The following is a 15332-nucleotide window of genomic DNA, read 5'->3' on the forward strand; positions in this document are numbered from 1 at the left end:
GAAATTATTTCATATTAAATTATTAATCAGCATAATAAGAAATTATTAAGTACCTGTTAAGTACAAAAAAAAATAGAAATACCAGTATCAATGAAATATAAATATTAGTAAAAAAATCTCAATTCCTTACTTTCAAATCATACCACATCATCATTTCTTTTTTCACATCCTCTTCCTTTAAATTTGATTGTAACAGTTCCTTGTAAGTCATTTTTTTCACTTCCAATACATATTGTACCAATAGCCAATAATCATAATAACCCCTTGGTGCTACAGTCTGATCTTCAAAAAAAACACCCCATTCTTCTGGGTTTACAGTTCTTGCGCTTTCTATTCGATTTATATTTTTTATCAGTGAATGTTGTCCTTTTTTAAAGCGAGAAACATATTCCGCATATCCTTCCCACTTCCATTCCGGATGCTTGGCTAAAGGATTAGAATTCAGCAGACCTAATGCATTAAATTGTGAACAATGCGTCAGTTCATGAAGTATTAATTGCTCAAAATTCCATTTATACCCATGTAGTTCAATGGTATTTTCTTGAAAATTGATATTCCCATTTACTGTTGCTATTGTGTTCATCCCCCAACCAAATGCATCGCCCCAAATCATTTTCATTAATGTTGGATAGGCTACCCCATCACTAAGGCATATTTCTAGTTTTAGTTGATCATTGTATAATTCACTTCCTCTAAAAACAGAGTCAACATTATGCAGTCTCTGATAAAAATATTGGTTCAAGTCATTTTCATGATAGATGATATAATTCCCCACTTGAGTTCTCTTCGCATAAAGAATTTGAGGATATGACATCATGAATAAGATGGATATAATACTGACAAAACAGAGTAATAATGCTCTTATGACCCATTTTCTGATTTCAATTTTCATAGATAGTTGTTGTATTGGTTATCATTTAAAATAGTGAAAATGATCTCCTTTTCAAACTCTGAACCTTACATTCTTTTATTCATTTCATTATTCTGAAAAACTGTTTTGTACCAATTCAATATTGAAACATAACAACAAAAACAGTGCATCTCCTCTTAATTTTGAGCATCAACAACAACAATCAATATGTTTATAAATAGAAAAATTAAATCGGTATTAAGTATAGCTATCATAGCTTCTGCATTACCTTTTATGGCTTCTGCTCAAAATGTGAAAGGGCTGACAGTACATGAATCTGAGGATTCTCCAACGAAAGAATTAAACTTTAGAGCGAATAATTTAACAGAGGCTCCAAACATTGTATTGGTACTTTTAGATGATGTTGGGTATGCTCAAATGGGCCACATGGGTGGACAGATTGAAACTCCTGCTTTTGATGAAATCGCTGATAAAGGTTTGACTTATTCAAGATTCCATACTACTGCCTTGTGTTCTCCAACTAGAGCGGCACTGTTAACAGGTAGAAACCATCATACTGCAGAAACTGGTATTATCATGGAAGTAGGTACTGGTAACTCTGGCTACACTACCGAGATTCCTGGTGAAGTTGGTTCTTTTGCAAAAGTACTCCAGAAAAAAGGCTACTCTACTTCTTGGTACGGAAAAAACCATAATGTCCCTAACTGGGAAGCTTCTTTCACTGGACCTTTTGACCGTTGGCCAAACGATTTAGGATTTGATTATTTCTATGGTTTTGTTGGTGGTGACACAGATCAATTCCACCCTGCCTTAGTAGAAGATAGAAAAAGAATTATTTCTCCTGAAACTAACGAAGACGGGTCTCCTTATCACTTAACTACTGATATGGCAGACAAAGCGATCAACTATGTTCAGTCGGTCAATGCAGTTGCTCCTGACAAACCTTTCTTCGTGTATTTTGCTCCTGGTGCAGCACATGCTCCTCACCAAGCTCCAGCAGAGTACATTGAGAAATACAAAGGAAAATTCGATGCAGGTTGGGATGTTTACAGAGAAGAAGCATTCAATAATATGAAAGCAAAAGGATTAATTCCTGCAGATGCTGAATTGACTCCTCGTCCTGAATCTTTACCGGCTTGGGATAGTTTAAATGAAGAGCAAAAAATGGTTTATGCTCGCATGATGGAAGTGTTTGCTGGATTTACAGAACACACGGATGCTCAAGTTAAACGTCTTTATGATGCTATTGAGGAAATGGGCAAATTAGATAATACTATTTTTATCTATATCGCAGGTGATAATGGTGGTTCTGCTGAAGGTGGACAAGAAGGTATGTTAAATGAGATGACATTCTTTAATGGAATGCCTGAGAAATGGGAAGATAAAGTAGCTGCTGTAAAATCTAACCGTTTAGGTACTGAAGATTATTTCAACCATATGCCTGCTGCCTGGGCATGGGCGGTGAACTCTCCTTACCAATGGGCAAAACAAATTGCTTCACATTTAGGTGGTGTTAGAAATGCAATGACAATTTCATACCCGAATGGAATTCAATCAAGAGGTGAAGTGAGAAGTCAGTTTACGCATATTACTGATATTGCACCTACAATTCTTGAAGTGGCTGGATTAGAAATGCCAAAAGAAATTGATGGCTACACTCAGAAACCATTAGAGGGTACTTCAATGGTATACTCTTTTGACAATAAAGATGCAAAAGAAACACATACTACTCAATACTTTGAGATTGGAGGTAATATGGGTATTTATCACGATGGATGGTGGGCAGGTGCCATGAGAAATATTCCATGGATATCAGGGTCAACTGCACATGTTGAAATCACTGATATGAAATGGGAACTTTACAACCTAAAGGACGACTTCTCACAATCAAAAGATTTAGCAGAAGAAATGCCTGAGAAATTGGAGTACATGAAATATATGTTCTTCGCAGAGGCTGCTAAAGCAAATGCTCTTCCTATTGATGACCGTAGAACTGAACGTTTCAGAAGTACTTTCCGTCCTTCTTTAACTGCTGGACAGACTGTTTTCAAATATCCGAATGGATTGAGATTACCTGAAGGGGCTACTCCTTTTACCAAGTTCATTTCACACACAATGGATGCTTCTCTTGATGGAGGTTATAAAAAAGGTGATCAAGGAGTATTGATTACTCAAGGTGGTCGTTTTGGTGGTTTTGTTTTAAGAGTAGACAAAGCGGGATATGTTCATTATGAATACAGTAATTCTTCTGATTTTTACAGCATTAAAACTTCATCAAAAATCCCTGTAGGCACTAAAAACGTTGTAGCAAGAGTGATTATGGATGAGAAAAAACCTTACACTGCTTCTACAATTACAATCTACGCTGATGGTAAGAGACTAGGTGAAGGACGTGTGGAGAAAACAATTCCAAACTTATTCTCTCTTGATGAGACATTAGACATTGGGCAAGATACAGGTACTCCTGTGAGCAAGAGTTACAAAACTAAAGACTCAGATTATTCTGGTCAACTCAAGATGGTGACGCTTGAATTAATTAATGAGTACGGTAATACCCAAGCTTTAAAATAGAAGTTTGAAATTCTAGTAAATTTATAGATTATTTAAAAGTCAGTGGATTATCTACTGACTTTTTTCTTGTTACAGATGGTCTTTCACCAAACTTTGAAAAATACCTTTTACTGAAATGTGTCAAATCTGTAAATCCCAACTCAAAGCTAATTTGACTCAAGTCCTTCTCTGTCTGAATCACTTGTCGCTGTGCCTCCTCTAGCCTATGATGATTAAAAAATTGTAGAATAGGTTTTTTATAGACCTTTTTGAAAGTTTTTTGAAGTTTAGATTCACTCATTCCATATTTTTTCACCAAAACTTTTAAATCTGGAACTTCATTCAAGTTTGAGAGGATATCATCTTTCAACCTAAACACCAAATTCAAGTCATTTTTATGGACACCATACACTACATTTTCAAGCCCATTTTCATGAGAACGCTTCTGTAGAATGTTTAGCACCTCTATCATTTTTGAAAAAAGTATTCCTTTTTGCATAACAGGATCTTGTATAAAAAAATCCAATTCTGAGATTATTTTATCTAAATCTGGAGTCAAGGAATCATAATAAAACCATGCTTCGTCTTTATGAATAAGCTCATTTAATGCATCGTTTGGCAAATAGATAAACTTATCCATCAAATGGACTGGAATCCTCAAATAATACCATCTTATAGACTGATCTACAGGGTAATCAATATAAAATTCCTGATTACTGTTATAGACATATAAGGAATTCATAAAAGTAGATTTCTTTTTTGTTTCAGAAGTAAAATCACCTGAATTCCCAATTCTAATACTTACATACTTTTCCTTCTTTTCAGTACTATTTAAAATTCTAATGGGTACGTTGAGTTTAAGGTTTGTAACTCCGCAAATCAGTTTTGGAAAATACTCATAATAAATCATGTCAAGCTTACCGTATTTATCATTTTCAAGTCTTAAATGATTGCCATCAACGCTAGCTCCAAAGTCTTTTTTGATGAGTTCGTAGGATGAAATAGGGTTCGTCTCATCAGTTCTTATTTCAAGTAAATTGTCTTCCATGATTCATTATAAAATTAGGTTTACAAGATAATTAAAAATGGTAGAGGAACTTGTACAATAAGCATAGTATTGAATCATTAATCTAGATTTACCACTAATTGCATTGTATAATTTTGCCTCTTTTATACCAATGAATGAATCTTATATGCTATCATTTCAACCCTACAGGCCTCTACATTTGTAACATCAACAAATCAAAAAAGTATGTTTACAAGTAGAAAATTACACAAAATACTATCTGCTTTACTAGTGGTATCAATTTTACCAATTAGTATAAAAGCACAAAATGTAAAAGGGCTTACAGTGCATGAGTCACAAGATTCAGCTCCTGCTCAACTCAACTTTAGAGAAAATAATTTACAAGACGCTCCCAACATTGTATTAATCCTTTTGGATGACGTTGGGTATGCTCAAATGGGTCATATGGGTGGTCAAATTGAAACGCCTGCTTTTGATGAAATCGCAGATAAAGGTTTGACGTATTCAAGATTCCATACTACTGCACTTTGTTCTCCAACGAGAGCGGCATTATTATCGGGTAGAAACCACCATAAGGCGGAAACAGGTGCGATCATGGAATTGGGTACTGGTAACGACGGTTATACTATGAAAATGCCTAAAGAAACGGGTACTTTCGCTAAAGTACTTCAAGAAAAAGGGTATTCTACTTCATGGTATGGTAAAAACCACAATGTTCCAGACTGGGAGGCTTCTTTTACAGGTCCTTTTGACCGTTGGCCAAATGATTTAGGTTTTGATTATTTCTATGGTTTCCTTGGTGGAGACACTGATCAATTCCACCCTGCCTTAGTAGAAGACCGTAAGAGAATTACTGCTCCTGAAACTAATGCCGATGGTTCTGAGTACCACTTAACGACTGACATGGCTGACAAAGCAATCAACTATATTCAGTCTGTAAATGCTGTTGCTCCTGATAAGCCTTTCTTAGTGTACTTCTCTCCTGGTGCAGTTCACGCTCCACACCAAGCTCCTGCTGAATATATCGAAAAATACAAAGGTAAATTCGATCAAGGTTGGGATGTATATCGTGAGCAAGCTTTCAATAATATGAAAGATAAAGGTATTATTCCTGCAGATGCTAAATTGACACCACGCCCTGAGTCATTACCAGCATGGGATTCATTGACTGATGAACAACGTATGGTTTATGCAAGAATGATGGAAGTGTTTGCTGGGTTTACTGAGCACACCGATGTTCAAATCAAGCGTCTTTATGATGCAGTGGAAGAAATGGGTAAATTGGATAATACAGTATTTATCTACATTGCTGGTGACAACGGTGCTTCTGCTGAAGGTGGTCAAGAAGGTTTATTGAACGAAATGGCATTCTTCAACGGTATTCCTGAAAAGTGGGAAGATAAAGTTGAGGCTGTAAAATCTAACCGTTTAGGAACAGAAGACTACTTCAACCACATGCCTGCTGCATGGGCTTGGGCTGTAAATTCTCCTTACCAATGGACAAAACAAGTAGCCTCTCACTTAGGTGGTGTGCGTAATGCAATGGCGATTTCTTACCCTAAAGGGATTAAAGAAGAAGGTGAAGTAAGAACACAATTCTCACACGTTACAGATATTGCTCCAACAATTTTGGAATTAGCCGGTATCGAAATGCCTGAAACAATTGATGGTGTTCATCAAGAAGATTTAGATGGTGAATCATTAGTATATTCATTTAATGATGAAAAAGCGCCAGAAGAACATACTACTCAATATTTCGAAATCTTCGGTAATATGGGTATCTACCACGACGGATGGTGGGCTGGTGCTTTACGTACTATTCCATGGCATGTAGCGGCTGAAGAAAAAGAATTGACGGACTTAGAATGGGAGTTATATAACTTGAAAGACGATTTTTCTCAGTCTAAAAACTTAGCGAAAGAAATGCCTGCCAAATTAGAATATATGAAATATATGTTCTTTGCTGAAGCAGCAAAAGGAAATGCATTACCTATTGATGATAGAAGAACCGAGCGTTTCAGATCTACATTCAGACCTTCACTTACAAGTGGATTAACTACTTTCACCTATCCAAATGGATTAAGAATTCCGGAAGGTGCCACACCTTTCACAAAGTTCAACTCTCATTCATTAGAAGCCAACCTAGAAGGGTATAAAAGAGGTGACCAAGGTGTATTAATTACTCAAGGTGGACGTTTTGCAGGGTTTGTTCTTAGAGTTGATAAAAGTGGCAATGCTTATTATGAGTACTGTAACTCAGTAGATAAATATTCGATCAAATCCACTTCTAAAATTCCTGCCGGAACAAAGAGTATTAAAGCCACAGTGATTATGGATGAGCAAAAACCATATACACCTGCTACAATCACACTTTATGCTGATGGAAAAGTAATTGGAAAAGGAAGAGTTGAAAAAACAGTAGCCAATCTTTACTCACTGGATGAAACACTAGATGTTGGTAAGGATTCTGGTACCTCTGTGACAGATAATTACAAAGTAAAAAGCTCAAAATATACAGGACAACTTAAGAGTGTGACACTAGAGTTAGTAGATGAGTATAAAACACTATCGAAGTAATATTATTTTTAAATAGATTGTTAGTTGAATAGCCTATGACATTATGTTTTAGGCTATTTTTCTTTAAGTGGATCTCACTTCTTCAGAAGGTCTTTTCCCTAAAAACTGTTTGTAAACCCTACTAAAATGAGATAGATCTGTATACCCTAGTTCTATGGCAATTTGTGTAAAATCATGATTGGTTGACTTAATCCTTCTTTGTCCTTCTAGGACTCTTTGATGATTGAAAAATTGAAGGATTGGCATCTTAAAAACGCTTTTAAACCCCCTTTGAAGTTTAGATTTACTCATTCCTTTGGCTTCACTTAATGCCATTACATTCGGCATTTTTGTAAAGTCTGCCAAAATCTCATCTTTCAATTGAAGCATCACTTCCAAATCATCTGGATGAATGTCATAAACTACATTATTCAATTTATTGGTAATACCATGTGCTCTCAATTTAGTGATCGTTTCAATCCCTTTTGCCAAGAACAATCCTCTTCGAATTGTCAAATCCTCCAACACATCATACACTTCATTGATTAAGAGTTCGATCTCTAGAAGCATTGGACTATAATAAAACCAAGGTTTGGGGTTTGAAATTAATTGATAAAAATCAGAAGATTTATCCGTTCCTATTAAATCATATAAATCTTTTGGAAAACGAATAAAAAACCAACTCATTTTGGTATTAGGCGGATAGACAATCTTAAACTTCTGAAGGTTATTATAAATATAAATACTGTCTTTTTGTTGGATTTGTGATTGCTCACTTTTGAAATCCCCAATCTTGCCAATTCGAATACTCACAAACTGACGGTCTGAAATAGGATCATGCTCAAATGTCATTTCCTCAGTCAATTCCAATTCTGTGATACCAATGTAAAGACTGTTCATATAGCCAAAAGTGGTCGATTTCAGTTTCCCAAATTCGTTATCAAACGAAAAATCTTCTCCATTCCACTGTCCATTAAATTTTTCAGCAAGGTGTTTAAAAAACAAAAGCGGATCTGATTCATCTCCTTTGACTATCATATTTCAAGAGGTCTTTAATTTATATTTAATTCAAAGACTAATTTAATCGATATTCAATTCTGTGTCAAAGGAACTGCATTAATCTCATTGAGATAATAGAACTGGGAAGCAAAACGCTTATTCAAGATTCTTACCTTATCATATTTTTCATATTCAAAAAATGTCAAAGTTTTTCTATTACTAATCCTTTTACAAACTCCAAATTGATCTGTTAATTCCCAATAATACTCTTGATCAGTATCTATAAAGAATTTGGGCGGGTGCATTATTTTTCCAGTTTTTATACTGGGTCTTGCATTTCTAATTGTACCCTCAGGGAAAGAAGGTTTTGCTATCACCAATTCCTCAACTGTAGAATAATTTCCTCTGACAGGAATTTTATTATAGCCATCCAATGCTAGTAAGTTATAAGTGTAATTGTAAGTTGTACCCGAAGGATTATACAACTCAAAAAAATTATTCTTTATTGTGGGTTTTGTATTCGATTGGTATAATATTTCCCATTCATAGTAGTTTATATTGACGTTTATTGCTGTAGGATAAGTCTTATTGACTTTATCATTCATTTCATAAATGTAGACCATTCTATAATCGTCAGAGTCAAGACCATTACTTGCGAAAGTTATCACCTCAGGGGAAAAGTAAATCTTTGAAGGGGATGTTACATTTTTACCTGAGAAACGAACAAGTGTGAAATAATAATTGGGATATTCGATAAAACATGTTGCAGATGGATTAAAAGGTATATAATTATCTCCACAAACAAGGGCACCATTAGGGTCAGGAGAATATCCTCCATTGGTAGGAGAAAAAATAATAATATTATAGCGCATTCCTTCTTCTATTGTAAACTGAGCATAGGAATGTAATTTTATGAATAGCAGGAGTAATAGAATACAATATGTTTTCATTTCATTTTTTTTAAAATGTATAGATAGTCTTTACCCAAACATACATTTTCACGAACTGCATCTATCACTCAAAATTATCCTATAACAGTTCGATTTTACCCATTAAAAAAGCATCAAAATATACTTACTTTAATGCTTCTGTTTCTATTTTATATGTACTCTATTCCCTTCTTAATACTTCAATTTTTCATTCAATGCATAAGATGTTCCTTCATTTTCATGAATATAAAACTTTGAAGAAAAACTCTCAGAAACGATCCTAATTTGATGAAAGTTTGCATATTCTTCTTCGGAAAGGTATTCTTTCTTTTCAATGATCGCAACCAAACCATTTGCGTCCTTCAACTCCCAGTAATATTCTTGGTTGGTGTCCATAAAAAACTGAGGAACTCTTAACAATGAACCCACTTTCTTAGGACGATCTTCTGTAATTGAATTTCCAGAATAAACCTTTAAACAAATTATTTCATTAATATTATGCATTCTATCTGCTGCATTCGGTAGTATTATGTATCCATCAATACTCAAAAGGTCTAAATCATAATTATTTAAGGTTCCTACTTTATATTTATCAAAATATCCCGAATTATCAGTAGTTGATTGAATTGACCATTCATAATAATTTAATTTTATTTTAGGGGTGTGCCCATCATAATAAAGGAAAAGGAAATCACTATTCCCTACAGGTCTAAAACCATCTTCATCAAAGCTGACCGAATGATTGGTGAAGTAAACCTTATCCCTAATATCTGTAGCTCTTACTGTTTCAAGTGAGAAGGCTGTAGTTATATACTGGTAATAACAAATTTTACTTGTTCTTCCCAATGAATGAAATTTGTCTGGACATATGTTTGCTCCATTTTGTGGTGGGTAGTTATTCTGTCCTACTGTAAAATTCACTTTTCCATACTTCATGTTAGTGTCTATGGTAATCTGTGAAGTTGCATTATAAATAGGCAAAATAAAGAGTAATATAAGGTTGAATAGATAGATAGTTCGCGTATTCATTTCATCATTGGTTTTGTTGTAATAGTCCAACAAAATTATCAATAAGAAGCCACCAAAATATTCACTATTTTACCCTATTAATTATGTATTTTATCTCAAAAAACTAAAAATAGGTATCAAAATAACTTCTTCACTTTAATACCTATTTCTATTTTAAAACAACCTTGTCAGAAATAGTTCTGAAATATCTAAGGAATTTGATTTGACCTCATAGTACTTGGAAGCGAAATCACGACTCACAACTCTTACCTTTTTGTACTTTTCTACTTCAGAAAGCAACAATACCTTTCTATTTTTAATACAAGTCACCAATCCAAATTCATCTACTAATTCCCAATGATATTCTCGCTTGATATCATTAAAGAAGTTGGGAGGAAAAATCAGCCCCCCTACCTTTTGAGGTTTATCTATCTTAATTTCTGTCTCTTGAATATCCTTACTTATCGTAATTTCAGCTACAGTAACCCCTCCTGTATCATAATAAGGATCTGCACCATAAGGGATCAATGTATGATATTCAAAACTCAATAAATTGAAGGATTGTGTTAAAAGTTTATCATCACTGAAAAAATTATATAGTTTAAAAGAAGAACCATCTACAATAGGGTTGCCATCACCATCATAACCTAGAACCCAATTGTAATATTTCAATACAATATTCACTTCAGTTGGATATACTTTATTACCACTTCCATCATTTGTATAACCATATACATAAATGAGCCGATCAGCTGATGTCGTATAACCATCTTCTTCAAAGGGTATTTTATTGGGCGAAAAATCAATTTTAACAGGAGACGCAACTGTTGTAGCCTCTATCTCTTCTAGCGTGAAATAATTATCCGGGTAATTCCGATAACAGGTAGTAGATTGATAATAATTATAAAAAGGAATATACATTTCATTACAGAAATAATTATCAGAAGGATAATTATTAGCTGTAGTTGAAAAAGTTATTATGCCATACTTCTTCCCTTCTTCAATTTCGATAAGCTGTGCTAAGGCAGGTATTGAAAAGAATAGCATTGCAATAGTAAAACAATAAGTTCGCATCTTAAAAAAGATTTAGTTTTAAGAATGCGCAGGTAGTGAGACAAATGTAGTAAACATTTTTTTCATATTGCAAAAATCTTCACCTTTTGAAAAAGATATTTCACAATAAAAAAGCATCAAAGTGGACGAGCCTCCTTGATGCTTTTTAAAGATCTATGATTAAATGCTACTTTGCATATAATTTCTCTCTTAATTCTTTGATTTGATCAGAGTTGATGTACTCGTCATACGGCATGTGTCTGTCGATGATACCGTTTGGCGTTAACTCGATTACTCTGTTACAAACTGTGTGGATTACCTCGTGGTCATGTGATGACATTAAGATATTACCAGGGAATTTGATCAATGAGTTGTTCAATGCTTGAATCGACTCTAAGTCCAAGTGGTTGGTTGGTGAATCTAAGATCAAGCAGTTTGCATCTGATAACATCATTTTTGACATCATACAACGCATTTTTTCACCACCTGAAAGTACTGATGATTGCTTGAAGATCTCCTCACCTGAGAATAACATTTTACCTAAGTAACCTCTGATAAATGCTTCTGAAGTATCGTGTGAATATTGACCTAACCAATCTACAAGGTTCAAGTCGTTTTGGAAGAATTCACCGTGCTCCAATGGTAAATAAGCTGTTGTGATTGTTACACCCCACTTGAATTCACCTTCGTAATCAGTGTCGTTCTCATTTAAGATTTCAAATAAAGCCGTCATCGCTCTAGGGTCTCTAGAAATGAAAACGATTTTATCATCTTTCTGCATATTGAATTCAACATCTTTGAAAACTACATCGCCGTCAATTGACTTCGTTAAGCCTTCTACTTCTAAAATGTTGTTACCTGCTTGTCTTTCTGGAGTGAAGATAATACCAGGGTATTTTCTTGATGAAGGCTGAATTTCTTCAACGTTCAATTTCTCCAACATCTTCTTACGAGAAGTTGTTTGCTTAGATTTAGCGGCGTTAGCAGAGAAACGAGCAATGAATTCTTTCAATTCTTTGATTTTCTCTTCAGCTTTCTTGTTTTGCTGTGCTTGCTGACGCGATGCTAATTGTGATGATTGGTACCAGAATGAGTAGTTACCAGAGAACAATGAAATCTTTTGGAAGTCAATATCTACAATTTGTGTACAGATTGAATCCAAGAAGTGACGGTCATGGGAAATTACCAATACCGTTCTGTCAAAGTTGGCCAAGTAATCTTCTAACCATGAGATTGTTTCCTGGTCCAAGTCGTTGGTAGGCTCATCAAGTAATAAGTTATCTGGCTTACCAAATAAAGCTTGTGCCAAAAGAACACGTACTTTTTGCTTACCGCTTAAGTTAGCCATTGTAGAGTAATGCAAATCTTCTGAGATAAACAAACCACTCAATAAGTTGGCTGCATCAGACTCTGCATTCCATCCATCAAGATCCTCAAAACGCTCAGTCAATTCTGAAATACGGATACCATCTTGCTCATTGAAGTCCTCTTTAGCATAAAGTTCTTCTTGCTCTTTTTTGATCGCCCATAATTCATCATGACCCATCATTACAGTGTCAAGCACAGTACATTCGTCGAACTCGTGGTGATCCTGCTTTAATACAGAAAGTCTTTCACCTTTACCGATAGACACACTACCTCTTGTTGGGTCTTGTGCACCATAAAGTGTTTTCATGAAAGTAGATTTACCTGCGCCGTTCGCTCCGATGATGCCGTAGCAGTTACCTTCTGTGAATTTAAGGTTTACGTCTTGGAAGAGCACACGCTTACCAAATTGTACTCCTAAGTTTGAAACTGTAATCATTATATTGTTATGAGTATTTCTAAATTATGGTGCAAAAGTATGGGAATGTTTTAAGTAGTACAAAGAGATGGTATAAATACTTCTGAATGTGGGGAAAATTTCTTGCAGTAAGTGATAAAAATAAAACAATAGCTCCAATGAAAGTCAATATATTCACGGGAGCTATCTGTATTTTGAGCATGTTTTAAATATCTATTTAAGTAAAATTACCCTTCAGAATGTGAGTTTATTAATTTTTTCTAAAATAGAATTATCATTCTCTAAGAAATAAATTTCCTCACAAGCTAAAAAGGAAAACTTTCACTTCTAATATATATATATCAAACATGCTCTTAGTCTAATCCATGAGGATCATAACACCAGACCTCGTTGGTCACTTCTACATTATTTTCACTCATTACACATCCACCCAAAATATATATTTTGCCATCAATAGTAAAAGCTGTGATTCCCATTCCATGTTCTATCATCTCAGTCGTTTTTTTATCTGATTTATGAGTATCACCATCATACATCAACCCAAATGAATTTGTGGGTTCGTAAGTAGTAGAAGAGTTGCCAAAAAAACCGTACATATTATTATTCATTACTACTGAAGCTCCATGAAAACCTGTATAGCGAGCAGTTAATCCAAAATAAATGTTATCATCGTTTTTTTCACTAAGTGCACCACCTGCTCTTAGAGGAATAATATGTCTTCGATCAATAACAGCCATTTGCATACCTAAATAGTTTAATGAAGGCCCACTGTTACCAACTGTTCTATCATTTAAAAGTGACATCACTTCCCATGTATCTGTCGACTGATGATAAACCCACGCTTCATTATTCTGATGATCGTTGAGAACAGTACTATTCGTTTTTACACCTCTTAAACCATAAGCGAGAAAACCCAGTTTTCTACTTTCGTCTGAATAAGCACTTACTGAGTAAGCTGGATGTCCTGGGTAGTTGGTCATTTCTTTCCATGTATTTGATGCAGGATCATATTCGTAAAAATCATTAAAGTTCTTATCTCTATCATTCGGTATATCATTAAACATATAGAAATCATGTGTGCCCAAACCTAAATAAGCTTTATCTCCAATCGTAAATTCAGAAGCTCTAGTCCTGCCTTCTGCTGGGAAGTCTGTTTTCTTTGTCCAAGTATCTGCTGTTGGATCATATTCCCAAATATCCTTTTTAAAACCGCTTTTCTTTGAAGTAGCCCCCAAACCAAAATAACCTTTCCCATTGACAGCAAAAGCAACTCCACCCCACCTTGCTTCACCAGGAAAATCTTTCATTTTAGTAAAGTATCCTTTATGCCTAAATGGAATTGTAAATTCATTAGAATAAGTTTCATTTCTCTTCACCTTTATCTTTAAATCTCTTTCTGGAATATTCAGATAACGGTTTTTATCCCCTATCAGATAATCTTTATAATCAAAACGAATCCTCTCTACTGAATAGTCCACAGCATAAAAATTTTCCGGTACTTCCTCGTCATTTACAAAAAGACGTATCTTATTTTCGCTATTATTAACCAAACCTTTTCCATAAATAGAAACCGAATATCCTTGTTCTGTAAGCGTAGATAATGACAACGAATCAATTTTCACATAAGGAATTTCATACGGTTCTCCCAATAAAAATTCATGGCCATGTACTACTAATTTCAGTTGTAAAAACCTTTCATCAATCCTTCCAGGTATGATACACTCAATCCTAGTATTAGTTTGTTTAATCTTGTACTCATCTGAGATTTCTTTGTTATTTGCAAAAAGTTTTGTCGTACGGTTTTTGGTTCCGAAATTTTTACCTTCTATTATTACCGTCTCTCCTCCATAAATTTTCTCTGGGGAAAATGAAAAGACCTCAGGCTTATTATAATCAAAATACACCCTATTCGATTCATACATACCTCCATTAAGCAAGTAGAAATATGAACCTGTTTGATCTATTTCATCTGTCTCCATAATTCCCTGGTATTTACCTTCATGGTCTATATCGCGATCGAAAAACTTATTTCCTCTCATCAATACTATTTCATCTAACCCTGCTTTATAATTTACCTCTAAAGAATCTCCCCAGCTATAAGATGATTTATTTAAACTCTCTATCTCTGAAAAATAAATAGCTCGATAGGGATTGACAATTGTATCTGTATAATAAACTTGTTTATCAGTTCTCACGAAACCTAAAGAATAGATCTCATTATCCATTACAAAATCATGTTTTTTGCTCAACATATACATTTGAACTGGGTAACCAGAAGTGGTATCAAGTGTCACTTTTAAGCTTTCTTCTATATTAAAATTTTTATCCTGAGAAAAAAGCACCCCTACTTCCTTTACTTCACTTTGAAACTCATCATTTATTTCGAATAATACATGAACCGTATCTTTTGATATACGATTAATACCATAATGTTTAAAATTTGTAGGAATAACTTCCTCAGCCTTATCTTCTTCTTTCTCTTCTTCTAATATTTCATTTTCATCTCTCGAACATGAAAAAATAATAACCATAAGTATAAAAAAGAGAAACCTTCTG

At 34.4% G+C, this 15332-nt stretch carries 10 protein-coding genes; 2 read left to right on the plus strand and 8 right to left on the minus strand.

What is annotated here, in order from left to right; translation table 11 throughout:
- Positions 1-118: 118 nt before the first annotated feature.
- Positions 119-892: a hypothetical protein gene (locus AVL50_RS01800; RefSeq protein ID WP_062614764.1), complete on the minus strand. Its 774-nt coding sequence runs from the start codon at positions 890-892 to the stop codon at positions 119-121.
- 186 nt (positions 893-1078) lie between these two features.
- Between AVL50_RS01800 and AVL50_RS01805 the strand changes: the two genes are divergently transcribed.
- Positions 1079-3442, plus strand: coding sequence for an arylsulfatase (locus AVL50_RS01805; protein ID WP_062614765.1), 2364 nt, complete (start codon positions 1079-1081; stop codon positions 3440-3442).
- 28 nt (positions 3443-3470) lie between these two features.
- Here the strand turns inward: AVL50_RS01805 and AVL50_RS01810 are convergent, their stop codons facing one another.
- A complete protein-coding gene (locus tag AVL50_RS01810) occupies positions 3471-4469 on the minus strand; it encodes an AraC family transcriptional regulator (RefSeq protein WP_062614766.1) in 999 nt (332 codons plus the stop codon).
- Between the two features lie 204 nt (positions 4470-4673).
- Here AVL50_RS01810 and AVL50_RS01815 point away from each other — a divergent pair, with 204 nt between their 5' ends.
- Entirely contained in the window at positions 4674-7025 is a 2352-nt protein-coding gene (locus tag AVL50_RS01815) for an arylsulfatase (RefSeq protein WP_062614767.1), read from the plus strand.
- Between the two features lie 63 nt (positions 7026-7088).
- On the opposite strand, the gene AVL50_RS01820 is transcribed toward AVL50_RS01815, so the two are convergent.
- From AVL50_RS01820 to AVL50_RS01845, 6 genes are all read right to left on the minus strand, one after another.
- On the minus strand, positions 7089-8042 hold the full coding sequence (locus tag AVL50_RS01820; RefSeq protein WP_062614768.1) for an AraC family transcriptional regulator: 954 nt from the start codon (positions 8040-8042) through the stop codon (positions 7089-7091).
- 53 nt (positions 8043-8095) lie between these two features.
- Complete coding sequence (locus AVL50_RS01825) at positions 8096-8953, minus strand: hypothetical protein (RefSeq protein WP_157491098.1); 858 nt, start codon at positions 8951-8953, stop codon at positions 8096-8098.
- Between the two features lie 171 nt (positions 8954-9124).
- Positions 9125-9961 (minus strand): hypothetical protein, encoded by an 837-nt coding sequence (locus tag AVL50_RS01830; protein WP_157491099.1) that lies wholly within the window; start codon positions 9959-9961, stop codon positions 9125-9127.
- A 153-nt stretch (positions 9962-10114) separates the two neighbouring features.
- Positions 10115-11014 carry a hypothetical protein gene (locus AVL50_RS01835; protein ID WP_157491100.1) on the minus strand — a complete coding sequence of 300 codons (900 nt, stop codon included), beginning with the start codon at positions 11012-11014 and terminating at the stop codon, positions 10115-10117.
- 166 nt (positions 11015-11180) lie between these two features.
- Positions 11181-12797 carry an ABC-F family ATP-binding cassette domain-containing protein gene (locus tag AVL50_RS01840; RefSeq protein ID WP_062614772.1) on the minus strand — a complete coding sequence of 539 codons (1617 nt, stop codon included), beginning with the start codon at positions 12795-12797 and terminating at the stop codon, positions 11181-11183.
- 332 nt (positions 12798-13129) lie between these two features.
- On the minus strand, positions 13130-15307 hold the full coding sequence (locus tag AVL50_RS01845; protein WP_062614773.1) for an IPT/TIG domain-containing protein: 2178 nt from the start codon (positions 15305-15307) through the stop codon (positions 13130-13132).
- Between the last annotated feature and the right edge of the window lie 25 nt (positions 15308-15332).

Source organism: Flammeovirga sp. SJP92, from assembly GCF_001583495.1.
Classification (GTDB): domain Bacteria; phylum Bacteroidota; class Bacteroidia; order Cytophagales; family Flammeovirgaceae; genus Flammeovirga.

Coding starts and splice junctions, on each gene's coding strand:
- AVL50_RS01800 (WP_062614764.1), bottom strand. CDS start 892: ATGAAAATTGAAATCAGAAAATGGGTCATAAGAGCATTATTACTCTGT.
- AVL50_RS01805 (WP_062614765.1), top strand. CDS start 1,079: ATGTTTATAAATAGAAAAATTAAATCGGTATTAAGTATAGCTATCATA.
- AVL50_RS01810 (WP_062614766.1), bottom strand. CDS start 4,469: ATGGAAGACAATTTACTTGAAATAAGAACTGATGAGACGAACCCTATT.
- AVL50_RS01815 (WP_062614767.1), top strand. CDS start 4,674: ATGTTTACAAGTAGAAAATTACACAAAATACTATCTGCTTTACTAGTG.
- AVL50_RS01820 (WP_062614768.1), bottom strand. CDS start 8,042: ATGATAGTCAAAGGAGATGAATCAGATCCGCTTTTGTTTTTTAAACAC.
- AVL50_RS01825 (WP_157491098.1), bottom strand. CDS start 8,953: ATGAAAACATATTGTATTCTATTACTCCTGCTATTCATAAAATTACAT.
- AVL50_RS01830 (WP_157491099.1), bottom strand. CDS start 9,961: ATGAATACGCGAACTATCTATCTATTCAACCTTATATTACTCTTTATT.
- AVL50_RS01835 (WP_157491100.1), bottom strand. CDS start 11,014: ATGCGAACTTATTGTTTTACTATTGCAATGCTATTCTTTTCAATACCT.
- AVL50_RS01840 (WP_062614772.1), bottom strand. CDS start 12,797: ATGATTACAGTTTCAAACTTAGGAGTACAATTTGGTAAGCGTGTGCTC.
- AVL50_RS01845 (WP_062614773.1), bottom strand. CDS start 15,307: ATGGTTATTATTTTTTCATGTTCGAGAGATGAAAATGAAATATTAGAA.